At 36.5% G+C, this 26,972-nt stretch carries 27 protein-coding genes; 8 read left to right on the forward strand and 19 right to left on the reverse strand.

Features of this window, described 5'->3' with window-relative positions; translation table 11 throughout:
* The 8 genes from rplI to OE105_RS12085 all read right to left on the reverse strand — a co-directional run bounded on the left by rplI (position 1) and on the right by OE105_RS12085 (position 6,455).
* Positions 1–450 carry a 50S ribosomal protein L9 gene (gene rplI, locus OE105_RS12050; protein ID WP_275420419.1) on the reverse strand — a complete coding sequence of 150 codons (450 nt, stop codon included), beginning with the start codon at positions 448–450 and terminating at the stop codon, positions 1–3.
* Positions 451–2,418: a DHH family phosphoesterase gene (locus tag OE105_RS12055; protein ID WP_420842536.1), complete on the reverse strand. Its 1,968-nt coding sequence runs from the start codon at positions 2,416–2,418 to the stop codon at positions 451–453.
* An 83-nt stretch (positions 2,419–2,501) separates the two neighbouring features.
* Positions 2,502–3,440 (reverse strand): YybS family protein, encoded by a 939-nt coding sequence (locus OE105_RS12060; RefSeq protein ID WP_275420420.1) that lies wholly within the window; start codon positions 3,438–3,440, stop codon positions 2,502–2,504.
* A 332-nt stretch (positions 3,441–3,772) separates the two neighbouring features.
* Complete coding sequence (rpsR, locus tag OE105_RS12065) at positions 3,773–4,015, reverse strand: 30S ribosomal protein S18 (RefSeq protein WP_275420421.1); 243 nt, start codon at positions 4,013–4,015, stop codon at positions 3,773–3,775.
* Positions 4,016–4,142: 127 nt separating this feature from the next.
* The gene (gene ssb / locus OE105_RS12070) at positions 4,143–4,628 is read right to left on the reverse strand and encodes a single-stranded DNA-binding protein (protein ID WP_275420422.1); all 486 of its coding nucleotides are present in this window, start codon (positions 4,626–4,628) and stop codon (positions 4,143–4,145) included.
* 39 nt (positions 4,629–4,667) lie between these two features.
* Positions 4,668–4,955: a 30S ribosomal protein S6 gene (gene rpsF / locus OE105_RS12075; protein WP_275420423.1), complete on the reverse strand. Its 288-nt coding sequence runs from the start codon at positions 4,953–4,955 to the stop codon at positions 4,668–4,670.
* 139 nt (positions 4,956–5,094) lie between these two features.
* On the reverse strand, positions 5,095–6,195 hold the full coding sequence (ychF, locus tag OE105_RS12080) for a redox-regulated ATPase YchF (protein ID WP_275420424.1): 1,101 nt from the start codon (positions 6,193–6,195) through the stop codon (positions 5,095–5,097).
* Between the two features lie 35 nt (positions 6,196–6,230).
* The gene (locus tag OE105_RS12085; protein ID WP_275420425.1) at positions 6,231–6,455 is read right to left on the reverse strand and encodes a DUF951 domain-containing protein; all 225 of its coding nucleotides are present in this window, start codon (positions 6,453–6,455) and stop codon (positions 6,231–6,233) included.
* A gap of 174 nt (positions 6,456–6,629) precedes the next feature.
* Here OE105_RS12085 and yyaC point away from each other — a divergent pair, with 174 nt between their 5' ends.
* Positions 6,630–7,262, forward strand: coding sequence for a spore protease YyaC (gene yyaC, locus OE105_RS12090; RefSeq protein ID WP_420842537.1), 633 nt, complete (start codon positions 6,630–6,632; stop codon positions 7,260–7,262).
* Here yyaC and OE105_RS12095 read toward each other — a convergent pair.
* The 11 genes from OE105_RS12095 to rpmH all read right to left on the reverse strand — a co-directional run bounded on the left by OE105_RS12095 (position 7,247) and on the right by rpmH (position 17,393).
* Positions 7,247–7,951 (reverse strand): DUF554 domain-containing protein, encoded by a 705-nt coding sequence (locus OE105_RS12095; RefSeq protein WP_275420426.1) that lies wholly within the window; start codon positions 7,949–7,951, stop codon positions 7,247–7,249. The genes yyaC and OE105_RS12095 overlap by 16 nt on opposite strands.
* A 62-nt stretch (positions 7,952–8,013) precedes the next feature.
* Complete coding sequence (locus OE105_RS12100) at positions 8,014–8,868, reverse strand: ParB/RepB/Spo0J family partition protein (RefSeq protein WP_275420427.1); 855 nt, start codon at positions 8,866–8,868, stop codon at positions 8,014–8,016.
* A complete protein-coding gene (locus OE105_RS12105) occupies positions 8,861–9,622 on the reverse strand; it encodes a ParA family protein (RefSeq protein WP_275420428.1) in 762 nt (253 codons plus the stop codon). The genes OE105_RS12100 and OE105_RS12105 overlap by 8 nt, the downstream gene beginning before the upstream one ends.
* A 408-nt stretch (positions 9,623–10,030) precedes the next feature.
* Positions 10,031–10,894, reverse strand: a complete 864-nt coding sequence (gene noc, locus OE105_RS12110) for a nucleoid occlusion protein (RefSeq protein ID WP_275420429.1) — start codon at positions 10,892–10,894, stop codon at positions 10,031–10,033.
* A gap of 132 nt (positions 10,895–11,026) precedes the next feature.
* Complete coding sequence (gene rsmG, locus OE105_RS12115; protein ID WP_275420430.1) at positions 11,027–11,746, reverse strand: 16S rRNA (guanine(527)-N(7))-methyltransferase RsmG; 720 nt, start codon at positions 11,744–11,746, stop codon at positions 11,027–11,029.
* A gap of 40 nt (positions 11,747–11,786) precedes the next feature.
* Complete coding sequence (gene mnmG, locus OE105_RS12120; RefSeq protein ID WP_275420431.1) at positions 11,787–13,682, reverse strand: tRNA uridine-5-carboxymethylaminomethyl(34) synthesis enzyme MnmG; 1,896 nt, start codon at positions 13,680–13,682, stop codon at positions 11,787–11,789.
* Positions 13,683–13,701: 19 nt separating this feature from the next.
* Entirely contained in the window at positions 13,702–15,081 is a 1,380-nt protein-coding gene (gene mnmE / locus OE105_RS12125; RefSeq protein ID WP_275420432.1) for a tRNA uridine-5-carboxymethylaminomethyl(34) synthesis GTPase MnmE, read from the reverse strand.
* A 225-nt stretch (positions 15,082–15,306) separates the two neighbouring features.
* Positions 15,307–15,924, reverse strand: a complete 618-nt coding sequence (gene jag / locus OE105_RS12130; protein WP_275420433.1) for an RNA-binding cell elongation regulator Jag/EloR — start codon at positions 15,922–15,924, stop codon at positions 15,307–15,309.
* Complete coding sequence (gene spoIIIJ, locus OE105_RS12135) at positions 15,921–16,712, reverse strand: YidC family membrane integrase SpoIIIJ (RefSeq protein ID WP_275420434.1); 792 nt, start codon at positions 16,710–16,712, stop codon at positions 15,921–15,923. Before spoIIIJ ends, jag begins: the two co-directional genes overlap by 4 nt.
* A gap of 126 nt (positions 16,713–16,838) precedes the next feature.
* Positions 16,839–17,183 carry a ribonuclease P protein component gene (gene rnpA / locus OE105_RS12140; RefSeq protein ID WP_275420435.1) on the reverse strand — a complete coding sequence of 115 codons (345 nt, stop codon included), beginning with the start codon at positions 17,181–17,183 and terminating at the stop codon, positions 16,839–16,841.
* Between the two features lie 75 nt (positions 17,184–17,258).
* Complete coding sequence (rpmH, locus tag OE105_RS12145; RefSeq protein WP_275420436.1) at positions 17,259–17,393, reverse strand: 50S ribosomal protein L34; 135 nt, start codon at positions 17,391–17,393, stop codon at positions 17,259–17,261.
* Between the two features lie 513 nt (positions 17,394–17,906).
* Here rpmH and dnaA point away from each other — a divergent pair.
* From dnaA to gyrA, 7 genes are all read left to right on the forward strand, one after another.
* Positions 17,907–19,250: a chromosomal replication initiator protein DnaA gene (dnaA, locus tag OE105_RS12150; protein WP_275420437.1), complete on the forward strand. Its 1,344-nt coding sequence runs from the start codon at positions 17,907–17,909 to the stop codon at positions 19,248–19,250.
* Positions 19,251–19,440: 190 nt separating this feature from the next.
* Positions 19,441–20,583, forward strand: a complete 1,143-nt coding sequence (gene dnaN / locus OE105_RS12155) for a DNA polymerase III subunit beta (RefSeq protein ID WP_275420438.1) — start codon at positions 19,441–19,443, stop codon at positions 20,581–20,583.
* A 257-nt stretch (positions 20,584–20,840) separates the two neighbouring features.
* Positions 20,841–21,062, forward strand: a complete 222-nt coding sequence (yaaA, locus tag OE105_RS12160) for a S4 domain-containing protein YaaA (protein WP_275420439.1) — start codon at positions 20,841–20,843, stop codon at positions 21,060–21,062.
* Between the two features lie 13 nt (positions 21,063–21,075).
* Positions 21,076–22,194, forward strand: a complete 1,119-nt coding sequence (gene recF / locus OE105_RS12165) for a DNA replication/repair protein RecF (RefSeq protein WP_275420440.1) — start codon at positions 21,076–21,078, stop codon at positions 22,192–22,194.
* 5 nt (positions 22,195–22,199) lie between these two features.
* The gene (gene remB / locus OE105_RS12170) at positions 22,200–22,430 is read left to right on the forward strand and encodes an extracellular matrix regulator RemB (RefSeq protein WP_275420441.1); all 231 of its coding nucleotides are present in this window, start codon (positions 22,200–22,202) and stop codon (positions 22,428–22,430) included.
* A gap of 76 nt (positions 22,431–22,506) precedes the next feature.
* On the forward strand, positions 22,507–24,426 hold the full coding sequence (gyrB, locus tag OE105_RS12175) for a DNA topoisomerase (ATP-hydrolyzing) subunit B (protein ID WP_275422188.1): 1,920 nt from the start codon (positions 22,507–22,509) through the stop codon (positions 24,424–24,426).
* Between the two features lie 59 nt (positions 24,427–24,485).
* Entirely contained in the window at positions 24,486–26,966 is a 2,481-nt protein-coding gene (gyrA, locus tag OE105_RS12180; RefSeq protein ID WP_275420442.1) for a DNA gyrase subunit A, read from the forward strand.
* The last annotated feature ends 6 nt before the right edge of the window (positions 26,967–26,972 follow it).

Below are 26,972 nucleotides of genomic sequence, written 5' to 3' on the forward strand. Positions count from 1 at the left end.
TTATTTTTGCTCTTTTACATGAACGGTTAAGGTGGCAGTTACTTCCGAATGGAGTTTCACCGGAATTTTTGTAAATCCTAAAGAACGAATAGCATCCGGTAAGTCAATTTTCCGTTTATCAATTATAATTTGATGATCCTTTTGTAGTTTTTCTGCAATTTGTTTCGATGTAATCGAACCGAATAGTCTACCACCTTCCCCGGCTTTGGCAGTCAGCTCGACTGTTAATTGATCTAATTTTTCTTTTAGTTTTTTCGCTTCCTCAATTTCCTGTTCTTTTTGTTTCATTTCTCTACGTTTTTTCGCTTCCATCGATTTGATATTTGCAGGGGTCGCCTCAATCGCAAGATGATTTTTAAACAAATAATTTTGTGCATATCCATCCGCTACATTTTTAATTTCTCCCTTTTTCCCTTTACCTTTTACATCTTTTAAAAAAATCACTTTCATCTATTCATTTCCTCCTTCCAAATACTCATCAATCACTTGTAATAATTTTTCTTCGACTTCATCTATGGAAAGTCCATTAAGTTGGGTGGCAGCGTTCGTTAAATGCCCTCCACCTTCCATTTGTTCCATAATAATTTGAACATTGATATTTCCGAGGGATCTTGCACTGATTCCGATTACCTCGTCTGTCAGGTTTGCGATAACAAAAGATGCCTCTACGTTTTCCATCGTTAATAAAAGATCTGCCGTTTGGGCAATTAATATTTGACTATATACAGATTCCGATTCACCTTTCGTTATTGCAATTCCATTTTGATAAATCTGTACCTTTTCAATTAGTCGAGAACGCTTCAAATAAGTATTTACATCTTCTTTTAATAATTTTTGTACTAAAACTGTATCTGCTCCCTTTGAACGTAAGAAGGATGCCGCATCGAAAGTACGTGAGCCCGTTCGAAGGGTAAAACTTTTCGTATCGACGATAATACCTGCTAATAAAGCTGTTGCTTCTACTATGTTGATCTCTCTAGCCGGTTGATATTCGAGTAATTCTGTTACCAATTCACTTGTGGACGATGCATAAGGTTCCATATAAACGAGTAAAGGATTCCGTACAAACTCTTCACTTCTACGATGGTGGTCAATGACGACAACTCGCTCGATTCGTTCCACTAACTTTTCTTCGATGACAAAAGACGGTTTATGCGTATCAACGATTACTAATAGGGCGTTATCTATATCCATTTCTAAAGCTTCTTCTGGCGAGATAAATCGATTATAAATTTCCGTCCGTTCTCTAACTTCTTTCATCAATCTTTGTACGCCAGTTTCTACATCTTTTTTATCTAGTATAACATAGGCTTCTGTATTGTTCAGTTCCGATATTTTTAAAACTCCAATAGATGCTCCAATTGCATCCAAATCCGGATGTTTATGCCCCATTATAAATACCCGGTCGCTTTCTTGAATTAATTCAGCTAACGCATGGGAGATGACTCGAGCACGTACCCTCGTTCGCTTTTCCATCGGGTTCGTTTTTCCACCATAAAATTTCACCTTTCCATTTGGCAATTTCATAGCCACTTGATCGCCACCTCGTCCTAAAGCTAAATCGAGGCTCGATTGGGCTAACGTACCTAGTTCTGGTAAAGAAGATCCACCGACACCAACACCGATACTTAATGTTAAAGAGATGTGATTTTTCATCGTCGTTTCCCTTACATCATCCAAAATATGAAATTTTTTATCTTCCAATAAACGTAAAATCCGCTCATTAAAAAAGGCGATAAACCGGTCGGATGAGATCCTTTTTAAATAAATTCCGTATTCATTGGCCCATTGATTCAATAATGATGTAACCCGACTATTCAGGCTTCCTCTCGTTTCATCATTCATTCCCTGCGTAACTTCATCATAATTATCTAAATAAACGATCGCAATAACTGGTTTTTCTTCTTCATACTTTTTTTCCAAATGTACTTGCTTCGTTATATCAAAGAAATAAAATAATTTTTCCTCTTTTTTATAATAAACGTGAAATATACGCTCATCGATCGGAACGATATCTTCTTCCAGTTCCTGTTTGATCATCGGAATTAAATGATCACCGATATCATATAAAGATCGACCCACCAATTTTTCTTCTTTAAAACACGAAACAAGATAAGGATTGGCCCAATCGATATAATAATCATCATTGATAAGCATAATTCCGATGGGCATTTTTAGAAATGCTTCCTCTCCCACTTTGTTGATCCGGTAAGAAAGCGTTTGAATATATGCCTTCGTACTTGTTTTAAATTTGAAATATTCCTTTATTATAAATCCGATGATTATAACATAAATGACGAATCCAATAATCCCCATCCAATGGTTGTAAAAGAAAAAAATACCTAAAAATAATCCGATAAATATCGTTAATAAAACGATTAAAGTCCCCATTGTTTTATTTCGTAAAAAAATTGGCATTTTATCCAGCTCCTAAATTTGGATCTCGCTAACGTTGCAATTTTTCCATAGAGTAGTTATATTTCTATAACCACATTATTACATCATTTTTGTCCCTTTATCCGTTTTCTAAGATCAAATCCAACGTCGATAATTCCAAGTATATTTAGCAGAATAATGAACACGGGATTGAATACGAAAATAATTGCAACGACCGCTGGAATTGCCTTATGCATCTTTTTTTGATGTGCAAAATAAAACAAAAAGGTAATTCCTTGTATCGTAAATAAAGTTTGGATGATATATAGTAGATTCACGATTGCATTCTGAATAAAACTTCCCTTCTCCATTGGTACGAACATTGACAAGATCATAATCAATAAAAAATACCAAACGAATTTCTTCGGTAAAGAGAGTTCACGGAAAGGTTTTGCGTTCGGCAAAGAAATTCCGAGTTTTTTCAAAATAGGAAAAGAGATCAATTGGGTGATTAAGACAAAAATTCCCGATGACATAATTAATAAATACGGTAAAATTGTGACAATAATGGATGGAAATTCTTGAAGTTGTTGTTTTACACTCGTCGAAAGATCTTGTTGGAAAGTTTCAAAAGTAGCAATTACTTCGTTAATGGATTGTTCAATCCCTTGAATCAATTCTTGAAAATAGTTTACATCTAATAAAATTGCTGAAATAAAATAGAATATTACGGTATTCATAACAAAAGTTAATGTCGCCAAAATATATGTATTGAACAGTCCCATTTTATTATGAAGACCAATACCGTATACAACCCCTGTTAAACCCATCATAAAGGTGGCGGGTAGTGTATAAATATTTCCGATGATAAAGGAGATGATGACTGCTCCAACAAAAAAGACAAGCCCATCTTTCCATCCATGTTTAGCTGTAAAATACATAAAAGGTATCGGCAATGCAAAAGTAAAAAGAACGCCTAAAATCGGTAAATATAGAAAAATTAGGAGCATTACTGCATAAATGGCAATCATTATGGCTCCTTCAGTGATCTTTTTCGTACTCACTTGGACACCTCTTTTTTTGATTTATTCAAACCTTTGTTAACCTATCTTTGGTTTGACTTTTCGTAGCCACTATTTATTTTACTTGTTCCGGTACATTCCTTCAACCAAAGATCTTCAACGTTCATTTTAATAGGAAAAGTGATGTCCCTTTTTTATCATTACATCTTGTTTTCAGTGATTAATGTATGTCTTATCGAATGTTTATCATCAACTTTCCCGTCAATATAAAATTTTCTATCATTTCAAATCAATTCGTATTTTTCACACAAACGAATTTCTTAAGATTAAAAAAAGCAGTTCGGAGATTATATTCCAAACTGCTTAAGCTACGATTATTTATCTTCCGCAACATATGGAAGTAATGCAACATGACGAGCTCTTTTAATCGCTTTTGTAAGCATGCGTTGGTATTTTGCACTCGTTCCTGTTACACGGCGGGGTAAAATTTTTCCACGTTCTGAAATAAATTTTTTTAGAAGATCAACATCTTTATAATCGATATGGGTAATACCATTTGCAGTAAAGTAACAAACTTTCCGGCGTTTTCCCCGACCTTTACGGCCTCCTTGTGCCATGTTTATTCCCTCCTTTAATCATCTTTCATAACGAGCATTTATTTCAACACATCCCAACTATTCGAAATAGGAAGAACCTTGATTATGAATATAATGGGCGTGCCTCATTGATTTATTTATCCATGTCTTAAAACGGTAGGTCGTCATCAGAAATGTCAATTTGTTGGCCGTCATCAAAAAATGGATCCGTCTCTCTTTCGATGTTGGGGTTTCTTTGTTGATTCTGACGGTCGTTTTCAAAGGGAGTCGGTTGATTTCCATAGGCCGACGAAGAAGCATCTCGGCTAGATGCACTTTTCGGTTCTAAAAATTGAACAGAATCCGCAACGACTTCTGTCACGTATACTCGTCTTCCGTCCTGTGCTTCATAACTTCTCGTTTGTAGTCGACCATCTACACCAGCCAAACTTCCCTTTTTTAAATAATTTGCAACGTTTTCCGCTTGCCTTCTCCAAACTACACAATTAATAAAATCCGCTTCCCGTTCACCCATTTGATTCGTAAACGTACGATTTACAGCTAAAGTAAAGGTAGCAACGGGAACACCATTTGGAGTGTACCGTAAATCCGGATCCTTTGTTAGACGGCCAACTAATACTACTCGATTTAACAACAGAATCAACTCCCCTAAAATGTTTCACGTGAAACAAAATTATTCATCTTCTTTCACGATCAGGTGACGAATAATATCTTCGTTAATTCTAGCTAAACGATCGAATTCTTGAACGGCTTCAGGATTTGCGTTTACATTTATAATACGGTAAATCCCTTCACGGAATTTTTTTATTTCATATGCCAAGCGGCGTTTTCCCCATTCTTTGGATTCGATAATTTCCGCACCCTTATCCGTTAAAATTTTATCGAACCGTTCAACTAGGGCCTTTTTTGCCTCGTCTTCAATATTCGGCCGGATAATGTACATAATTTCATATTTCCTCATTATTTTCACCTCCTTTTGGACTTGACGGCTCTTCATTCAGAGCAAGGAGCAATCTTATACATTACTCACGATGATAAATTATATCATACACTTTTCATCGATGCAATATTCAATGAATGTACGTATTATTTTCTTTTTACTATACATTAAAACGAAAATAAATCACATCTCCGTCTTGAACAATGTAGTCTTTACCTTCCAATCGAACTTTTCCTGCTTCCTTTGCTGCGTTCATCGACCCATAAGAAACGAGATCATCGTAAGAAACCGTTTCTGCACGAATAAATCCTCTCTCGAAATCGCTATGGATAATTCCTGCACATTGGGGGGCTTTCATTCCTTTTTTAAAGGTCCATGCCCGAACTTCTTGTTCTCCTGCAGTAAAAAATGTTGCCAAACCAAGTAATGTATAAGATTTTCGTATTAATTGGTCTAAACCTGATTCTTCTATTCCCAGTTCTTTTAAAAATTCATTTTTTTCTTCTTCATCCAGTTCTGAAATTTCTTCTTCAATTTTCGCACATATCACGACGACTTCCGAATGTTCTTTTTCTGCATATTGTTTTACCGATTGTACCATTTCATTGTTTGAAGGATCTGTTATACCTTCTTCACTGACATTTGCTACATATAGTACCGGTTTCATCGTCAGCAGTTGGTATCCTTTGACAATTTTTTGTTGTTCTTCTGAAAATTCAAGAATTCGAGCTGGTTTTTCTTGTTCAAATGTATCTTTTAACTTAAGGAGAACTTCATATTCACCCATTGCATGTTTATCCTTTTGTTTAGCCAATTTTTCAATCCGTTGCAATCTTTTTTCAACGGTTTCCATATCGGCGAAAATTAATTCCAAATTTATCGTTTCAATATCATCAATTGGATTCACATTACCAGATACATGTGTAATATTTTCATCTTGGAAACAGCGAACAACATGACAAATGGCATCTACTTGTCGAATATGGGATAAAAATTGATTCCCCAATCCTTCACCTTTACTAGCACCTTTAACAATGCCTGCAATATCCGTAAATTCAAAGGTCGTCGGTACAGTTTTTCGAGGATGAAATATTTCAGTCAATCGATCTAATCGTTTATCTGGGACTTCAACAACGCCGACATTTGGATCGATTGTACAAAAAGGGTAATTGGCTGATTCGGCACCTGCTTGAGTAATTGCATTAAAAAGGGTCGATTTTCCCACATTCGGTAAACCGACAATTCCTGCTGTTAAAGCCATTCTTTTCACTCCTAATAATTGATATCTCTTTTTTGCTAATTATTTATACCTTCCGAAGATGCGCTCTCATTAAAATGTCCGATGACTTTTTTCATTTTCCTTGTGAACTCTCTTCTAGGCATTAAAACACTATGGGAACATCCCATACATTTTATACGAATATCAGCACCCATTCGAATAATTCGCCACTCATTTGATCCACACGGATGAGGCTTTTTCATTACAACAATATCGTTTAATTCAAATTTCTTTTCTTCCATCCTTACCTCCTCCACGCACATTCCCACCACTACGATTTCTTCGTTTTTCAATTATATCATAAATTGTGTATTGGAACGTGATCTCCGTTATCGAAAATCTTTTTTTAATTTTAATGTATAAATTTCGCCTCAAATTACTACACTTTTAATACAAGTAACGAAAGGGGGGATTTGGTGCTCCGCCCATTTGCAAATAAACAATTGGAACTAAAAATTGATAGAAACAATCCATTCGCTTCTATTGAATTGGCCCATGGCATTCATTCCATTCTATCAAATCATGTTCAGAAATCGATTGCCATTATTTGCATTGGAACCGATCGATCAACTGGTGATTCCCTAGGACCATTAGTCGGTACTTTTTTAAAAGAACGATCCTTACCTTCCTATTTTTCTGTCTTTGGGACATTAGCAGATCCAATCCATGCGGTGAATTTAGTAGACAAATTGAAACGGATTGACGAACGTAATCCCCATACTTTTAAACTTGCCGTTGATGCTTGTTTAGGGAGGCGTCAAAATATCGGTTCAATTTATTTGAAAAAAGGACCTGTGAAACCAGGAGCTGGTGTAAATAAAACTTTACCATCCGTTGGCGATGCCCATATAACGGGTATAGTGAATATTGCCGGTTTTATGGAATTTCATGTTTTGCAAAATACGAGACTTTATCTCGTTATGGAGTTAGCCAAAACGATTGCAGATGGAATTTATAAAGCTGGCATGTTAATCGAATTAAATCGAAAAAGATACGAGAAATATACAAATATCAATTATTCCTCTCTTTCATTTTATAAAGGGAAATAATGGATCAACGGAATTATTAAGGCAAGAACGATTAAGCTAGGTAAAAAATTGGCTACTTTAATCTTTAATATGCCTGTTAAACTTAATCCAATTGCAAAAATCATAATTCCACCCGTTGCCGTCAATTCGATCAGAAAGGAATCAAACAACGCCTTTGGAATCCAATATTCAATTTGCGTTGCAAGCAATGTAATTGTCCCTTGATATATGAATACAGGAATCCAAGAAAAAAAGACTCCGATGCCGAGGCTCGTCGTTAAAATAATCGCTGTAAAACCATCGAGCATTGCCTTAGTATATAACACTTGATGGTCACCTCGAATTCCGCTATCTAACGCACCGATCACAGCCATCGCTCCGACGACAAAAATAAGAGTAGACGTAACAAAACCTTCTGCAACGCTTTGCCCTTTTGCTTGAAAACGTGATTCTAACCATCGACCGAGTTGGGTCAATTTCCCGTCCAAATCGATTTTTTCACCGATTATTCCGCCGATTATGATACTACTGATTACGATTAAAAAATTTTCGCTCTTCGTTCCCATTTGAATGCCTAATACGATCACAGTAATTCCAATCCCTTTAATAATCGTATCCTTCATCGAATCCGAAATTTTTGATAAAAAAAGACCGATCATTGAACCGATCATGATAAAAACAACATTTACGATTGTGCCTAGTAGTACCATGAACTTCACCTACGTTTATCCAAATTAATCTTCGTTTTTCCTTCAACTATCATCCAATCATATTAATATTGAGCGTCATGGGTAGAAAGAAGATCTAATATGCGATTTAAATCTTCATTGGAATAAAACTCAATTTCAATTTTCCCCTTATGTTTATTTCGTTTAATTTGCACATTCGTTCCTAATCGCTCCCTTAAATACGTTTCTTGTTCAAGTAAAAATACATCCTTCTTTTCTTTCTTCTTCGATGTTTCACGTGGAACATTTTTATTTAATTTTTGAATCAATTCTTCCAATTGTCTTACATTCATTTGTTCTTTGATTACTTGATTGGCCAATTTGATAATTTTCTCTTTGTTTTTCAAGCCGAGTAATGCCCGACCGTGACCCATGGATAGTTTTCCATCGATTATGTGTTGTTGAACTTCCGTAGGCAAAGAAAGAAGACGGACGTGATTTGCGATATAGGGACGACTTTTCCCTAATCGTTTTGCCAATTGCTCCTGTGTTAAGCTTAATTTTTCCATCAACATTTGGTATGCTTGTCCTTCTTCAATAGGGGTTAAATCTTCCCTTTGTAGGTTTTCTAAAACAGCCAATTCCATCATTTGCTGTTCATTGATATCCCGTATAACGACGGGAACGGTTTTTAATTTAGCCTCTTTCGCCGCTCTATATCTCCGTTCGCCTACAACGATTTCATATCCCTTTATACTTTTTCGCACGATCAACGGTTGTAAAATTCCGTGTTCAACGATTGATTGTTTTAATTCTTCAATGGCTTCTTCCGTAAAAAGTTTCCTCGGTTGGTACGGGTTCGGGCGTAATTCATGAATTGGCACTTCCTGAACCATTTCTTCATCGGTATTTACAGAAGAAATAAGTGCATCTAAACCTTTGCCTAAAGCTTTACCCATTCATTATCACTTCCTTTGCTAAATCAATATATACTTCCGCACCCCTCGATTTCGGATCATAAGTAATAATCGGTTGACCGTGACTAGGGGCTTCACTTAAACGGACGCTCCTCGGGATAATCGTTTTAAATACTTTATCTTGAAAATATTTTTTTACTTCTTCAATAACCTGTATACCTAAATTTGTCCGAGCGTCGAACATCGTCATTAAAACGCCTTCGATCATTAATTCGTGATTTAAATGCTTTTGTACTAACCGAACCGTATTTAATAACTGGCTAAGACCTTCCAAAGCATAATATTCACACTGGACCGGAATCAGGACCGTATTAGAAGCAGAAAGGGCATTAATGGTTAATAAACCGAGGGAAGGAGGACAGTCAATAATGATATAATCGAATTCCTCTTTAATTTGGTCAATAGCGCGTTTCAACCGTACTTCACGGGAAATGGTCGGAACTAACTCGATTTCTGCTCCCGCCAATTGAATGGTGGAAGGGATGATATATAAATTTTGTATGGCCGTTGGTACAATTACTTTTTTCGGATCAATATCATCAATTAATACATCATATATGGAATGAGGTACATCTGCTTTTTCCACACCGACCCCACTCGTTGCGTTCCCTTGAGGATCAATATCAACGAGAAGTACTTTTTTTCCGATATGAGCTAAACTGGCAGATAAATTAACGGATGTGGTCGTCTTTCCAACTCCACCCTTTTGGTTTGCAACAGCAATTACTTTACTCACGATGTCACCTACCTTAATCGATAAAACTTCTTATTATTTTACCACGAAAAAAGAAAAAAAACTGTCGATTGAAAGAAAAATAGATTTATATTTAGTATACACCGTTTTTCAATAATCGAAAACGGATGAAACCGATCCATTTTTTATAACTCGATTAAAAACAAAAAGATTGAATCTTAGTCAACAAAATTATTTGTTTAAAAGGGAGTAATTGGAGATGTTTATTCCCCTATGTTCCACGTGAAACATTCATTAAAAAAAGAACGAAATACCTTTATATCGTAGAAATCGAGAAATAAAGAAACGAATGGAACAGAAGTACTTCAATAAAAAAAGGACTTCTATATTTGAAGTCCAAGTTTTCGATCCATCGAAAAGTATTTGATTTGATTAATAGAATAAAATAATTCAAGATTTCTTTTTTGGTATACGAATTGTAATTTGATAAAAATCTTCCTTTTCTTCCTCTGTCGAATCGACTTGGATCCCACTTTTATTTACCATCACTAACGATTGACGAATCGTATTAATCGCTATACGAAGATCTCTGCTTAAGGAAATTCTTTTCGGTTTCTGTTTTTGTTCGGAAGATAATAATACTTCCACCCGTTTTTCCGTTTGCTTCACGTTTAAATTTTTTTCAATAATTTCATTCAAAACTTTTTGTTGTTTATTAGCATCTTTCAACGGAATTAAAGCCCTTGCATGCCTTTCTGTAATTTCCTTATTTAATAGTGCTTCTTGTACCTTTTCTGGCAGTTTTAACAGTCGTAATTTGTTTGCAATCGTCGATTGGCCTTTTCCAAGACGTTGGGCTAATGCTTCTTGAGTTAAACCGTGAATACCCAATAATTTTTGATAAGCAACCGCTTCTTCAATTGGAGATAACTCTTCCCGCTGCAAGTTTTCAATAAGTGCCATCGATGCCATTTCTTTATCATTCATATTTCGAATGATTGCAGGTACAGTATCCCATCCGAGATTTTTTACCGCTCGAAAACGCCTTTCACCTGCAATAATTTCATATAAATTATCATCAATGTTTCGAACGACAATCGGTTGAATGATTCCATGTGTGTGTATCGTTTTTGCCAATTCATTAATTTTTTCTTCATCAAAAACAGTCCTCGGTTGATACCGATTCGGACGAATACGTGAAATGGGAATTTGGGTGACGACTTCTTTTTCTTGATCTTGCTTTTGATCGGTCTTTTCCTTTTCGGCGGATTCCTTTACATCGATCCCTAAAAGTCGGGAGAGAGGATGTTTCATTACAGCACCACCTTTAAAAAGCTTCATTAACCACTATACCAAAAGTCATCCGTTGAAGAAAGGAATTCTTACATATCTATTTCTCGATTCCTTTTGAAGTTCCTGCAAGATATGGAAAAAAAGAACCGGAATTTACATCAATGGATTTTTTGCAGGAACCCCAGGTTTTCTCGGAAATTTGTTAGGTGTATGTTTTTCCTTTTTTATATGAATAATCATCCGTTCACTTTCTTCCAACGGTAATCGGAATACACTCTGTTTTATTAATCGACCGCCTAATCGGTTTATGGCACCTTTTCCATCTTCAAGTTCTTGCATACCGCTAGAGCCTTTCATTGCTAAAAAAACGCCCCCTACTTTGACTAAGGGCAAACAATATTCGGAAAGGACGGATAAATTTGCAACGGCTCGAGCTATTACGAGATCGTATCGTTCTCGATGAGCAGGATTTTGTCCGAAAACTTCCGCCCGGTCATGATACAATTGAACCCCGTCAAGTTGCAATTGATCAACTAAATGTTGCAAAAAAACAATTCGTTTTTTTAAAGAGTCAACAATTGTCACCTGTAATTTGGGAAACATTATTTTTAATGGAATACTTGGAAAACCCGCTCCCGCACCGACATCACAAAGGTTGTAATCTTTTCCTTCAAAATTATGGTAAAAGGCGACCGATAAGGAATCATAAAAATGTTTCAAATACACATCCTCTTTTTCCGTAATGGCCGTTAAATTCACTTTTTTATTCCACTGGATCAATAATTGATAATATTGTTCAAATTGTTGAAGCTGTCTTTCTGTTATTTGAATTCCTTTATTTTTCAATGCAGTTTGAAACTGATCAATATTCATATCAATCTTCCTTTAAAAATGATAATTTAACATTCAACCTTCATTTGGTCGAAACCTTTGCGATTTTTCCTTGTTCCAAATAGACGAGTAAAATGGAAATATCCGCTGGATTCACACCGGAAATTCGGGATGCTTGAGCTAACGTTAACGGTTGTACTTTCTTTAAATTTTCTTTCGCTTCGTTGGCTAGCCCAGGAATAGCGTCGTAATCAATATCGATAGGAATTTTTTTATCTTCCATTTTTTTCATCCGATCCACTTGTTGCAATGCTTTATCTATATATCCCTCATATTTAATTTGGATTTCCACTTGTTCTTCCACTTCAGGAGTAAGGGTTGGATCCGGTGTAATTAACTGTTTGATATGTTCAAAATGAACTTCTGGTCGTTTTAATAAATCTGACGCTCGTACCCCATCTTTTAATTCCGTTCCACCTAATTTTTTGATTAATTGTTGCGTTTTTTCATTCGGTTTGATAATAATATTTTTCAACCGTTTCATTTCCTGTTCAATTTTCGATTTTTTCTCCAAGAACTTTTTATATCGGTCTTCACTAATTAACCCAATTTTATATCCGAGTTCCGTTAAACGAAGATCAGCGTTATCATGGCGCAACAATAATCGATATTCTGCACGCGAAGTGAGAAGTCGATAAGGTTCTTGCACTCCTTTGGTCACTAAATCATCGATTAATACGCCAATGTATGCATCGGATCGTTTTAAAATCAAATCTTCTCCTTTTCCAAGGGCTCGAAAGGCTGCATTGATACCAGCCATAATTCCTTGGGCAGCAGCTTCTTCATACCCGCTCGTTCCGTTAATTTGACCCGCTGTATACAAATTTTTAATCAATTTTGTTTCTAACGTTGGCCATAGTTGGGTTGGATTAATTGCATCGTATTCGATCGCATAGCCAGGACGCATCATTTTTGCATTTTCCAATCCCGGAACACTTGCGATCATTTCATGTTGAATCTCTTCCGGTAAACTCGTCGATAAACCTTGAATATAAACTTCTTCAGTTTCTCTCCCCTCTGGTTCGAGGAAAATTTGGTGTCTCGGTTTATCGTGAAAGCGGACGATTTTATCTTCGATCGATGGGCAATATCTCGGTCCTGTTCCTTTAATCATCCCTGAGAACATTGGACTTCGATGTAAATTGGCATCGATTATTTGATGCGTTTTTTCCGTTGTATATGTTAACCAACAAGGCAATTGATCAGTAATAAATTCAGTCGTCTCGTAAGAAAATGCTCTCGGTTCCGGATCCCCCGGTTGGATTTCCGTTTTTGAATAATCGATCGTTCGGCTATTAATTCTCGGTGGTGTTCCTGTTTTAAATCTCATCAATTCAAAACCGAGTTCTTCCAAATGCTCGGATAAGCGAATCGAAGGTTGTTGATTATTCGGTCCACTAGAATATTTTAATTCACCGATAATGATTTCCCCCCGAAGGAACGTACCTGTTGTAATAACGACTGTTTTGGCTCTATAAATGGCACCGGTTTTTGTAATAACCCCTTTACATACTCCGTCTTCAACAAGGAGTTGTTCAACCATCCCTTGCATAAGGGTTAGGTTCGGTTCGTTTTCCAACATTCGCTTCATTTCCCGTTGATACATCACTTTATCGGCTTGTGCACGTAAAGCGCGAACCGCTGGACCCTTTCCAGTATTTAACAAGCGCATTTGAATGTGCGTTTTATCAATGACCTTTGCCATTGCTCCACCTAGTGCATCGATTTCCCGAACGACAATTCCTTTAGCCGGCCCACCGATGGAAGGATTACATGGCATAAAGGCAACCATATCCAAATTAATGGTAACCATTACCGTTTTTGCACCAATTTTAGCCGCTGCCAACGCTGCTTCGCTTCCCGCATGGCCTGCGCCAACAACGATTACATCAAAGGAACCTGCTTCATACGTATTCATCCTTTTCCCTCCTATCCCTTTATTTTCCTAAGCAAAATTGGGAAAATAATTGATTAATCAATTCATCATGTACAGTATCCCCAGTAATTTCCCCTAAAGTTTCCCAGATTTTTGTCATATCAATTTGTAAAATATCGACAGGTATTCCCGCCTCAATTCCATTTAAAACATCGTCAACAGATTTTAAAGCCTCTTTCAATAGGGAAATATGTCGAGCGTTTGATACATACGTAAAATCATTCGTTTCTATTTCCCCGGAAAAGAACTTGGAAGTGATCGTATTTTCCAACTGTTCCAATCCTCGATCTTCCATTAAGGACAGGTAAACAATCGGTCTTCCTTCCGCCAAACGTTCCACTTCTTTAATATCAATTTTTGTAGGTAAATCGGTTTTATTGATCACGATGATTGCTTCCATACCTTGAATCATTTGAAAAAGCAATCGATCTTCTTCCGTCAATTGCTCATTATTTGAGAGAACGAATAAAATCAAATCGGCCTCTTTCACGACTTTCCTCGATCGTTCAACACCAATTCGTTCCACCGTATCATCCGTTTCTCGAATACCAGCCGTATCGATTAATTTTAACGGTACACCTTTAATATTTACATATTCCTCAATAACATCCCGTGTCGTTCCTGGGATATCGGTAACGATTGCTTTATTTTCCCGTGCGAAGCTATTCAATAATGAGGATTTTCCCACATTTGGACGACCGATAATGGCCGTTGCAACACCTTCCCGAAGAATCTTTCCTTGTTTAGCCGTATCTAATAAGCGGGAAATTTCCTGTTTTACAAATAATGCCTTTTCTTTTAATAATTTATGAGTCATTTCTTCCACATCATCATACTCGGGATAGTCGATATTCACTTCCACTTGGGCTAAAACTTCTAAAATTTCACTTCTTAATTTTCGAATCATCCGTGAAAGTCGACCTTCCATTTGACCAAGGGCTACATTCATCGCCCGATCAGTCTTTGCACGGATTAAATCCATAATCGCTTCAGCTTGAGATAGATCAATTCGACCATTCATAAAGGCTCGTTTCGTGAATTCACCCGGCTCCGCTAATCTCGCACCATTTGCCAAAACGGTTTCAAGAACTCGGTTAACAGAAACGATTCCCCCGTGGCAATTAATTTCTACCACATCTTCCCTTGTAAAAGTTTTCGGCCCTTTCATAACCGAAACCATTACTTCTTCCACCAATACATCCCCATCGTATAGATGTCCGTAATGAATCGTATGGGTTTTCGCATCCTTCAATCTTTTTCCAGAAGGACTTTTAAATAATCGATCGACTATAGGAATACTATCTTTTCCCGACAATCTTACAATTCCAATAGCACCCTCACCAATTGGAGTTGAAATGGCTGCAATTGTATCAGTATCCATGATCGTCCACCTCAATAAAAAATCAATTCATCATCCTATTGTTTCAAAAAATAGAATAACATAAACGAATTTGTGCATAAAATATATTTTATCTTATTCACATGTGGATAACAATTTTTTTCACCCTTTTTTATCAACATGTGAACAAAGTGAATTTTCCATCCTTTTCAACTTTTTGGACAAAAAAAAACCAACCTGGCTAAGGTTGAAAAAAGAATAAAAAGATTATTTCGGTGCAATAACAAGATGGCGATTCGGTTCTGTTCCAACCGAATAGGTGGTCACTCGATCCTCATTTGCTAATGCGGAATGAATAATTTTCCTTTCGTATGAAGGCATTGGTTCTAAACTGATTTGTTTCCCTTCCCGAATCACCTTTCTTGCGAGATGATTCGCCAATTGGATCAAACTTTCTTCACGACGTTTCCGATAGTTTTCCGCATCGAGTATAGCGATTAAAAATTGACTTGAGTGGTGATTTAAAACGATTTGTGTCAATGTTTGTAAAGCGTTTAACGTCTTCCCTCTTTTTCCAATAATATTACCAATATTTTCTCCTGACAACGAAAAGAAAACCCGTTTTCCATCCCTCTCCGCATGAATGGTCACATCCACGTCCATTTGTCTACAGACATCTTTAAGAAATTGTTTTGCTTCTTCAACAGGATCAATCTTCAGCATAACTTTTACGATGGCCGGTCTTGAACCGAATATACCGAATACGCCCTTTTTTCCTTCATCGATTATTTTTACTTCAACATAATCCCTCGTAGTATTCAATTCTTTCAATGCTGATTCAATGGCTTTATCAACCGTTTGGCCTGTGGTGGTCACTTGATTCATCTTTTTTTACCTCCCGATCGGGCTGTCGTTGCCTTTTGTAAACTAGGTATTTCAGGTGTTTTTATAAAAAATAATTGCACGATGGAAAATATATTTCCTACGATCCAGTAAAGAGGTAATGCAGAAGGTAAATATAAAGCGAAAATAAAAATCATAATTGGCATAAGCCAAAGGAATATTTGCATTTGAGGATTAGAATTTTTTTGCCCTTTCATCGTGATTTTTTGCTGAACGAAAGTCATCACACTAGCAAGGATCGGAAGGATAAAAAATCGATCAGGTTCAGCTAATTCAAACCATAGAAAGCTATGACCTTGAATTTCTTCCGTACGCATAATCGCATGATAAAAACCAATTAATATCGGCATTTGAATAAAAATCGGTAAGCACCCAGCCATCGGATTTACATCATATTTTTGCAATAAAAGCATTTGTTCTTGTTGAAATTTTTTCTGTGTAATTGCATCCTTCGAACTATATTTTTTCTTTAATTTTTCCAATTCCGGCTGAATCAGTTGCATCGCCTTCATACTTTTCATCTGCTTTATCATAATCGGTAGAATAGCGAAACGGATCAAGATTGTGATCAAAATAATCGCCATTCCAAATCCCCAGTCCCCTCCAAACAATTGGGCTGTATTTATAATTAACCAGGATAGGGGATAAACAAAAAATTGATTCCATATCCCTTCGCTATCCTTTGTAATTGGTTCATTAATTTCAGTACAACCAGATAAAAAGGTTACAAGAAAGATTAATCCTAAAATAAATACTAACTTTTTTCTCACGAATAAAGCTCCTCCTGCTTCTATATCAAAAATAATGAAACCGTCAACATGTATTTTACCATTTTTTATAGTTAATGGTATAGGTTAATCATAAAAATTTCCCCGTTTTCTTGAAAAATTTTATGTTTATTTTCTTCGAATAAATATACCGGAAATTTTTAACACATGAATTAAGCTTTGTTTCACTTCATGATAGTCCATATCCTTCGCAGGTTTTCTAGCAATAATAATCAAGTCATAAGATGGACGAATCTCCTGTTCCAATTCATGGAAGACTTGCCGTATATATCTTTTTATTCGATTTCTGACGACTGCATTCCCTATTTTTTTACTAACGGAAAGACCGATGCGGAAATGATCCCGTTCATTTTCTAATCGATAAATAATAAATTGACGGTTCGCTGCCGATTTTCCCTTTTTAAAAATCCTTTGAAATTCTTCATTTTTCTTTATCCGATATTTCTTCTTCATTTACAATCTCCATCTTTCCCAAATAAGACTTTTCCAACTTGGAATTGTAAAAAAGACCACTGAACGTTCAGTGGTCTATGCAGACAATACTTTTCTGCCTTTTTTACGACGACGTGCAAGGACTTTTCGTCCATTTTTCGTACTCATTCGACTACGAAATCCATGTACCTTACTTCTTTTTCGTTTATTCGGTTGAAACGTTCTTTTCATCTATGACACCTCCCTGTGAGGAAAAAACAGTTCAAGACAGTCTTTCCCATTATAAAAACATCTATGTCCATATGTCAACCATTATCGAAGGATTTTTTTTCGATCAACTTATCACTTCCAAACAAACTTTTACGTGAACAATATTGTGGATAACCATTCGACATCTTTCTTTGCTAATCCACAATTTATCGACAAATTTTTAACAAATTCATCCCTTGTGGATAAATATGGATAACTTCCCGTCAACATTGTGGATATTTTTAATAAAACATTGCAGTTTCAATGAAATTTTGTTATGATGAAATGTGTTTTAGTATCGATAGATTTCTTTTAACGCACGATTATCCACATTTTATTAACAATATGTGGATAAGTTTTTCTACAGGTGTGAAAAAAATTGTCCACAATTCGTGGATTTTGTCAAAATTATATTTTTTTACTTATATTGTATGCAAATTCCGATTGAATTATGCATCGAATATACACGAATAAAGGGGCAAGGAGGGATAGCCATTGGAAAACATAGATGATCTGTGGACAAAAACGTTACAATCGCTGGAGAAAAAAGTAAGCAAACCGAGTTTTGACACGTGGCTGAAAACAACCAAAGCGGTTTCGTTAAAGGAACATACATTAGTGATTGAGACTCCAAATGAATTTTCTAGGGATTGGTTAGATGGGAATTATAAAGAAATCGTTAAAGAAACGATTTATGAAATGATTGGCGAACAATTGGATATACAATTTACAACGACTGCTACAAAAGAAGATGAAACATTTATCCAATCTTTTAAAAAGAAAAAACCGAAAAATGATCACCCAATTGAATTTTCACAAAACATGTTAAATCCAAAATATACATTTGAAACTTTCGTCATCGGTTCAGGAAACCGGTTTGCCCATGCTGCCTCCTTAGCCGTTGCCGAAGCCCCTGCAAAAGCCTATAATCCCCTGTTTATTTATGGTGGTGTTGGATTAGGGAAAACCCATCTCATGCATGCGATCGGGCATTATGTTTTGGAACACAATCCAACTGCAAAGGTCGTTTATTTATCTTCTGAAAAATTTACAAACGAATTTATTAATTCCATTCGAGATAACCGGCCGGATGATTTTCGTAACAAATACCGAAATGTAGACATTTTGCTTATTGACGATATTCAATTTTTAGCGGGAAAAGAGTCGACACAAGAGGAATTTTTCCATACATTCAATACTTTACATGAAGAAAATAAACAAATTGTCATATCGAGCGATCGACCACCGAAGGAAATCCCAACTTTAGAAGATCGCCTGCGATCCCGTTTCGAATGGGGACTCATTACCGATATCACACCACCGGATTTAGAAACGAGGATTGCCATTTTACGAAAAAAAGCGAAAGCAGATGGATTGGACATTCCAAACGATGTAATGCTGTACATTGCTAATCAAATCGATTCGAATATTCGGGAATTGGAAGGAGCTTTAATTCGCGTCGTCGCCTATTCATCATTACAAAATAAAGATATCAACGCGGATTTAGCTGCCGCAGCTTTAAAAGATATCATACCGAGTTCGAAACCGAAAGTGATTACGATCCACGATATTCAACAAGTCGTTGCAGATGAATATGGAATCAAATTGGAAGATTTTCGTGCCAAGAAACGTACGAAATCCATCGCCTTTCCAAGACAAATCGCTATGTATTTATCCCGGGAGTTGACGGATTTTTCCCTTCCGAAAATCGGTGAAGAATTCGGGGGAAGGGATCATACGACCGTTATTCACGCCCATGAAAAAATATCAAAAATGATTAAAGAAGATGCCCAATTTCAAAAACAAATTGAAGAATTGCAAAGTCGATTAAAAATGTAGTTCTTATTCCAATGGAAAAACAGGTGTTGTGGATATTGTTTATAAATCGAACCAATTATACACAGTCTGTCCACATGTGGATAGTCTGTGTTTTACTCTTCCGATTATATTTATCCACATATTCAGGTACCTTATTACTATAACTACTTTTTTTCTTTTTTATATTTAATGATTAATGGAGGCTATAGGGATGAAGTTTTACATTAAAAAGGAGCGATTAATCAAAAGTGTACAAGACGCTTTAAAAGCTGTCGCCGTTCGAACAACGATTCCGATTCTCGTAGGCATTAAATTTGATGCAGATGATCGTGGCGTAACAGTAACTGGTAGCGATTCGGATATTACCATTCAATCATTTATTCCAAAAGAAGAAGATGGCGAAGAACTGGTAGAAATTGTAGAACCTGGATCGATCGTTTTACAAGCAAGATTTTTTAGTGAAGTTATTAAAAAATTACCAGAGTTGATCGTCGAAATTACCGTTGAGGATCAATTTAAGACAATTGTTCGTTCCGGAAATGCGGAATACATTATCCTCGGTTTAGATGCAGAGGAATATCCACGTTTACCAATTATTGAGGATGGGGATCACTTTTCCATTCCAAATGATTTATTAAAATCGATTATTAAACAAACGGTATTTGCCGTATCCACATCGGAAACGAGGCCGATTTTAACCGGAGTCCATTGGATGATAGAAGATAGTCAATTAACTGCTGTTGCAACAGACAGCCACCGATTAGCAATGAAACAAGCGACTTTACAATCGGAAGAGAGAAATGGAAAATCCCATAGTATTGTGATTCCAGGAAAAAGTTTAAATGAATTATTGAAAGTGCTTGACGAATCGAATGAACCAATCCAAATGACGATAACTAATAATCAAATTTTATTCAGAGCGAAAAATTTATTATTTTTCTCCCGGTTGTTAGAAGGAAAATATCCGGATACATCAAAATTGATTCCGACAGACAGTAAAACGATTGTCAAACTGAACGCGAAAGAGTATTTAGAAGCAGTCGACCGTGCTTCCCTCTTAGCAAGGGAAGGGAAAACGAATGTAATAAAATTTACGACGATGGATGATGATATGATCGAAATATCCTCGTATTCTCCGGAAATTGGAAAGGTAGTTGAAAATGTTAAAAGCATTTCAACAGAAGGGGAAGAAATTAAAATTTCTTTCAATGCAAAATATATGATCGATGCATTACGAGCAATCGACGGAACGGAAATTAGCATTTATTTCACTGGAACGATGCGGCCATTTATCATTCGGACTGATTATGATGATTCCATTTTGCAATTATTGCTACCAGTACGAACTTTTTAAGTCCCTTTGAATCGTATTTTTTACAATCGTTTCATCGGAAAGACATCTTAAAAGAGTGGTCAGGAAAGAGCGTGAACGATCATTTTATCGAAAATCGTTCACGCTTCTTGTTTCAATGGGAAAATGCGTTTTTTCAATTTCTATATTTATTTTAAAAATTTCTTAATATTTTTCCGTTTTTTCCTTACCCTTTGTGTATTCTTATAATTTTTAGTAAAATTATATATTAGAGTAAATGAAAGGAATCGGTATATTTTATGGTTAAGGAGATCGAGATTGGAACGGAATTTATTACATTAGGTCAGTTTCTAAAACTGATAAATGTCATTCAATCCGGCGGCGAAGCAAAATGGTATTTAAGAGAAATGGCCGTGTATGTGAACGGGGAAAGAGAAGATCGAAGAGGTAGAAAACTAAAAAAAGGCGACTTTATTCGGGTACCGAGTGCTGGAAGTTTTATCATTAAAGGCCATTCGTAAAAGGAAGAAACGTATGTACATTCAAAAATTGCATTTAAATCATTTTCGAAATTACGAAAAGTTATCTTTGTCTTTTGAAAACACGGTAAACGTCATCCTCGGTGAAAATGCTCAAGGAAAAACGAATGTAATGGAATCGATATTCGTATTAGCGATGGCAAAATCCCACCGAACGACAAACGACCGGGAACTTATCCAATGGGATCAAGATTATGCTAAAATAAAAGGAACGGTTAAAAAAGAGAATACCCTTTTACCGATGGAATTGGTCATTACAAAAAAAGGAAAAAAGGCAAAAATTAACCATTTAGAACAAAATCGTTTAAGTCAATATGTTGGTCATTTTAATGTCGTGATGTTTGCACCGGAAGATTTAAATTTAGTAAAAGGAAGTCCGTCAATTAGAAGACGCTTTATCGATATGGAAATCGGGCAAGTTTCTCAAATCTACTTACATGAAATGAGTCAATTTCATAAAGTTTTACAGCAACGGAACAAAATTTTAAAACAAATGCAAAGAGCGGACTCAACCCTTTTAGAAATATATACAGAACAATTAGCTGTCCTAGCAACGAAAATAAGTAAGAAACGGTTTGAGTATTTACATTTACTCGAAAAATGGGCAAAAGAGATTCATTTTTCCATAACAAGGGGAGTGGAAAATCTTCAAATTCGCTATAAACCGTCTGTGAATGTATCAGAAGAAGACGATTTGTCGAAAATGATAAATATGTATATGGATCAATTTCGCAAAGTTCAGCAAAAGGAATTGGAAAGGGGAGTAACGTTAATTGGTCCCCATCGCGATGATATTAAATTCTATGTCAATGATCGTAATGTACAAATATACGGTTCTCAAGGACAAAAACGTACGACGGCTTTATCTGTGAAATTGGCGGAAATTGAATTAATTTTCAATGAAACGGGAGAGTATCCGACGTTATTGTTAGATGACGTTTTATCGGAATTAGATACGTACAGACAATCCCATTTATTAAACACGATTCAAGGAAAAGTACAAACCTTCGTTACAACGACAAGTGTGGAAGGAATTGACCATCAAATGTTAAAGGACGCCCGGACATTTCAAGTGAAAAATGGAAAAATTGATGTAGATGAACATTTGAGGTGAGTATTTTGTACGTTCATATTGGAGAAAATAAGTTAATTTTATCTTCTGAAATCATTGCCATTATTGATAAAAAAACGTTTGAATATCATCATGCCAATCAAAAATTTTTACAAGATGGGAAACGGACAGAAAATATCGCTGGAAAAATTTATAAGTCAATCGTAATTACAAATGATAAGATTTATTTATCACCTTTTACGACACATACGATAAAAAAACGATTTTCCTTTTTATGAATTGTATAAATAATCACCATCGATTGCCCGATAGTACATTTGAACTAACAGAAAGAGTAGGTGAAACGGTTTGGCAATGGAAGAAAATAAGGTAGAAATTTCCTATGAAGCAGATCAAATACAAGTGCTAGAAGGTTTGGAAGCTGTTCGAAAACGCCCTGGGATGTATATCGGTTCTACCAGTTTAAAAGGACTACATCATCTCGTATGGGAAATTGTCGATAATAGTATTGATGAAGCGTTAGCAGGATATTGTACGGAAATTAATGTAACGATCGAAGAAGATAATAGTATTACCGTAAAGGATAACGGTCGGGGGATACCGGTTGGAATCCATGAAAAAACAGGACGACCCGCAGTCGAAGTGATTCATACCGTCCTTCATGCTGGAGGAAAATTTGGTGGTGGTGGGTATAAAGTATCCGGTGGTTTGCACGGTGTAGGAGCTTCAGTCGTTAATGCCCTTTCGAAAGAAATGGAAGTTTTTGTGCACCGTGATGGCCAGATTTATTATCAAAAATATGAACGGGGAATTCCTTGTGCAGATTTAAAAATCATCGGAGAAACGGAGCAAACGGGAACGACGACACATTTTATACCAGATCCGAAAATTTTCACTGAAACGGTTGAATTTGATTTTGATACGTTAGCTAAACGAATTCGGGAATTGGCCTTTTTAAACAAAGGGTTGAAAATTACCATTGAAGATAAGAGGGAAAATGGAAATTATTTATCCTTTCATTATGAGGGTGGGATTAAATCGTACGTTTCCCACTTAAATAAATCGAAAAATGTGATTCATGAGGAACCAATTTATATTGAGGCAAAACGAGAAGGCATCATCGTCGAAATTGCCCTTCAATATAACGATGGGTACACAAGCATCATTTATTCCTTTACGAATAATATCCATACGTATGAAGGTGGAACCCATGAATCAGGTTTTAAAGCAGCATTAACGCGGGTTATCAATGATTATGCTCGTAAAAACAATTTTTTGAAGGACAAGGATGAAAATTTATCGGGTGAAGATGTGCGAGAAGGAATTGTTGCAGTTATTTCCATTAAACATCCAAATCCGCAATTTGAAGGCCAGACGAAAACGAAACTCGGAAACTCAGAAGCACGAACGGTTACGGATGCACTGTTTTCGGAAGCCTTTGAAAAATTTTTGATGGAAAATCCTTCAGTGGCGAGAAGAATTGTGGAAAAGGCTATGATGGCTGCTCGCGCGAGACTCGCTGCCAAACGGGCAAGGGAGTTTACAAGACGAAAAAATGTGTTAGAAGTATCTCATCTTCCTGGTAAGTTGGCTGACTGTTCTTCCAATGATCCAACAATTAGCGAATTGTATATCGTCGAGGGGGATTCGGCAGGTGGATCTGCTAAACAAGGAAGGGATCGACATTATCAAGCGATTCTACCTTTGCGTGGTAAAATTTTGAATGTAGAAAAAGCTCGATTGGACAAAATTTTATCGAATAACGAAGTCCGTTCGTTAATTACTGCCATTGGAACAGGAATTGGAGAAGATTTTGACATATCGAAAGCGAGATATCATAAAATCGTCATTATGACGGATGCGGATGTGGACGGGGCCCATATTCGAACATTATTATTGACCTTTTTTTACCGATACATGCGCCAATTAATTGAAGCAGGATATGTATATATTGCTCAGCCGCCATTATATCAAGTAAAGCAAGGTAAACGGGTCATGTATGTTTATAATGATAGACAATTGGAGGAAACTTTAAATTCTTTACCGTCCCAACCAAAACCCGCAATTCAGCGGTATAAAGGTCTCGGAGAAATGAATCCTGAACAATTATGGGAAACGACGATGGATCCGGAAAATCGTACCTTTTTACAAGTAAGTATGAAAGATGCAATCGAAGCGGACGAAACGTTTGAAATGTTAATGGGAGAACGGGTGGAACCGCGGAGGAAATTTATTGAAGAGAATGCCGAGTTTGTCAAAAATTTGGATATTTAACGAACCGGTCTATAAGCTTTTTTTCATCCCAAAGTAGGGAAAAAGGAGGCAACAGTTGAATGACGGAAACACCGAAAACGAATATAAAAGAAATTAATATTAGTAACGAGATGCGGACATCCTTTTTAGATTATGCAATGAGCGTCATCGTATCTCGTGCACTCCCAGACGTTCGCGACGGATTAAAACCGGTACAAAGAAGAATTATATATGCGATGAATGATTTAGGGATTACGGCAGATAAACCTCATAAAAAATCTGCGCGGATTGTCGGTGATGTAATTGCAAAATATCATCCCCATGGAGATAGTGCCGTATATGATACGATGGTTCGGATGGCGCAAGATTTCAGTTATCGGTATCCCCTTGTTGACGGCCACGGGAACTTCGGGTCAGTCGATGGAGATTCTGCCGCAGCGATGCGTTATACGGAAGCGAGAATGTCCAAAATATCCATGGAATTAGTAAGGGATATCCAAAAGGATACGATCGATTATCAAGATAACTACGATGGACAAGAGAAGGAACCAGTCGTATTACCTTCCCGCTTTCCAAATTTATTAGTAAACGGTTCACAAGGAATTGCTGTTGGAATGGCAACGAATATTCCCCCCCACCAATTAGGTGAAGTGATCGATGCTTTGCTTGCCTTAAGTAAACATCCGGATATGACCATTCCTGAAATTATGCAATATATTCCAGGACCGGATTTCCCTACCGCTGGAATTATTCTCGGTAAAAAAGGAATTCGAAAAGCGTATGAAACGGGAAGAGGATCCATTACGCTTCGGGCGAAAGTTGAGATTGAAACAAAATCTAACGGGAAGCAATCGATTATCGTTACACAACTTCCTTATCAAGTAAATAAAGCGAAATTAATTGAAAAAATAGCCGATCTTGTAAGGGACAAACGCATCGATGGGATTACGGCGATGCGGGATGAATCGGATCGTCGGGGTATGCGAATCGTCATGGAATTAAGAAGGGACGTAAATCCCCATGTGCTATTAAATAATTTATACAAACATACGTCCCTTCAAACAACTTTCGGAATCAATTTACTTGCCCTCGTTGATGGGGTACCGAAAGTATTAAATATGAAACAAATGCTTACCCATTATTTAAACCATCAAAAGACGATTATTCGTCGTAGAACGGAATATGAATTACGAAAGGCAGAAGCAAGGGCCCATATTTTAGAAGGTCTTCGCATCGCCCTCGATCATATCGATGAAGTCATTCATTTAATTCGTCATTCACAAACGGCGGAAATTGCAAAACAAGGGTTGATTCAAAAATTCGGTCTATCGGAAAAACAAGCCCAAGCGATTTTAGATATGCGCTTGCAACGGTTAACCGGTTTGGAAAGGGAAAAAATTGAAGAAGAATATACTGAATTACAAAAATTGATTGCTGAATTGAAGGGGATATTACGGGATGAGGAGAAAATCCTAGAAATCGTTCGTGAAGAATTAATTGATGTAAAAAATCGTTACAATGACGTGCGGCGGACGGAAATTACGATGGCGGATGCGGAAGATATTGAAGATGAAGATCTGATTCCTGAAGAACAAATCGTCATTACGCTAACGAGAAACGGTTATATTAAACGTCTTCCTCTTTCAACGTACAGATCCCAAAGACGGGGTGGACGTGGTGTTCAAGGGATGGATACCCATGAAGACGATTTTATCGAACATTTAATTACCACTTCGACTCATGAAACGATTCTTTTCTTTACGAATAAAGGAAAGGTTTATAAGTTGAAAGGATATAAAATTCCTGAATTCAGTAGAACAGCGAAGGGAATTCCAATCATCAATTTATTGGAAGTGGAAAAGGATGAATGGATTAACGCGGTCATTCCTGTTCAGAAGGTAGAAAAGGAAGCGTATTTATTTTTTACGACGAAAAAAGGTATTTCGAAGCGTTGCCCCCTTTCAGATTTCTCCAATATCCGAACAAATGGGCTTATCGCCATTCATCTACGGGAAAGTGATGAATTAATTTCCGTTCGTTTAACAGATGGGAAAAAACAGATTATTATCGGAACGAAAAAAGGGAATTTAATTCGTTTTGTGGAAACAGATGTTCGTCCGATGGGTCGAAATGCAACTGGAGTAAAAGGAATTCAATTGGATGGACATGATGAAGTCATCGGTATGGAAATTCTTGAAGAAAACCAAGATATTTTAGTTGTTACGAAAAATGGTTATGGAAAACGGACGAACGCAGAACTGTATCGTTTACAAAATCGGAGCGGAAAAGGAATAAAAACATGTAATATTCAAGAGAAAAATGGTCCCCTTGTCGCTGTAAAAGCTGTGACGGAAAATGATGATATTATGATTATGACCGACAACGGCATATTAATCCGGATGAGCGTGTCAGATATATCGAAAACAGGAAGAAATGCGATGGGCGTGAAGTTAATTCGTTTAGATGAAAATAGTAGTGTTGCTGCAGTAACGAAAGTGGAGCAAGGGGAAAAGGAAGAACTAAGAACGAATGATGTAGAAGAAAAACAAAAGGAATCGTAAACGAAT

It is taken from the genome of Fervidibacillus halotolerans (genome assembly GCF_026547205.1).
Classification (GTDB): domain Bacteria; phylum Bacillota; class Bacilli; order Bacillales; family Caldibacillaceae; genus Fervidibacillus; species Fervidibacillus halotolerans.

Bases quoted from the DNA above. Each gene is read 5' to 3' on its own strand.
- rpsR (WP_275420421.1), bottom strand. From the start codon at position 4,015: ATGGCACAAGGAGGCCGTAAAGGTCGGGGAAAACGCCGGAAAGTTTGT.
- OE105_RS12095 (WP_275420426.1), bottom strand. From the start codon at position 7,951: ATGGTACTACTAGGCACAATCGTAAATGTTGTTTTTATCATGATCGGT.
- jag (WP_275420433.1), bottom strand. From the start codon at position 15,924: ATGAATCAAGTGACCACCACAGGCCAAACGGTTGATAAAGCCATTGAA.
- mnmG (WP_275420431.1), bottom strand. From the start codon at position 13,682: ATGAATACGTATGAAGCAGGTTCCTTTGATGTAATCGTTGTTGGCGCA.
- rnpA (WP_275420435.1), bottom strand. From the start codon at position 17,183: ATGAAGAAGAAATATCGGATAAAGAAAAATGAAGAATTTCAAAGGATT.
- ychF (WP_275420424.1), bottom strand. From the start codon at position 6,195: ATGGCTTTAACAGCAGGAATTGTCGGTTTACCGAATGTGGGAAAATCG.
- noc (WP_275420429.1), bottom strand. From the start codon at position 10,894: ATGAAACATCCTCTCTCCCGACTTTTAGGGATCGATGTAAAGGAATCC.
- gyrA (WP_275420442.1), top strand. From the start codon at position 24,486: ATGACGGAAACACCGAAAACGAATATAAAAGAAATTAATATTAGTAAC.
- rpsF (WP_275420423.1), bottom strand. From the start codon at position 4,955: ATGAGGAAATATGAAATTATGTACATTATCCGGCCGAATATTGAAGAC.
- yaaA (WP_275420439.1), top strand. From the start codon at position 20,841: ATGGTTAAGGAGATCGAGATTGGAACGGAATTTATTACATTAGGTCAG.
- OE105_RS12085 (WP_275420425.1), bottom strand. From the start codon at position 6,455: ATGGAAGAAAAGAAATTTGAATTAAACGATATTGTTGTAATGAAAAAG.
- dnaN (WP_275420438.1), top strand. From the start codon at position 19,441: ATGAAGTTTTACATTAAAAAGGAGCGATTAATCAAAAGTGTACAAGAC.
- gyrB (WP_275422188.1), top strand. From the start codon at position 22,507: ATGGAAGAAAATAAGGTAGAAATTTCCTATGAAGCAGATCAAATACAA.
- OE105_RS12100 (WP_275420427.1), bottom strand. From the start codon at position 8,868: ATGGGTAAAGCTTTAGGCAAAGGTTTAGATGCACTTATTTCTTCTGTA.
- rplI (WP_275420419.1), bottom strand. From the start codon at position 450: ATGAAAGTGATTTTTTTAAAAGATGTAAAAGGTAAAGGGAAAAAGGGA.
- OE105_RS12055 (WP_420842536.1), bottom strand. From the start codon at position 2,418: ATGCCAATTTTTTTACGAAATAAAACAATGGGGACTTTAATCGTTTTA.
- rsmG (WP_275420430.1), bottom strand. From the start codon at position 11,746: ATGAATATTGATCAGTTTCAAACTGCATTGAAAAATAAAGGAATTCAA.
- rpmH (WP_275420436.1), bottom strand. From the start codon at position 17,393: ATGAAAAGAACGTTTCAACCGAATAAACGAAAAAGAAGTAAGGTACAT.
- mnmE (WP_275420432.1), bottom strand. From the start codon at position 15,081: ATGGATACTGATACAATTGCAGCCATTTCAACTCCAATTGGTGAGGGT.
- recF (WP_275420440.1), top strand. From the start codon at position 21,076: ATGTACATTCAAAAATTGCATTTAAATCATTTTCGAAATTACGAAAAG.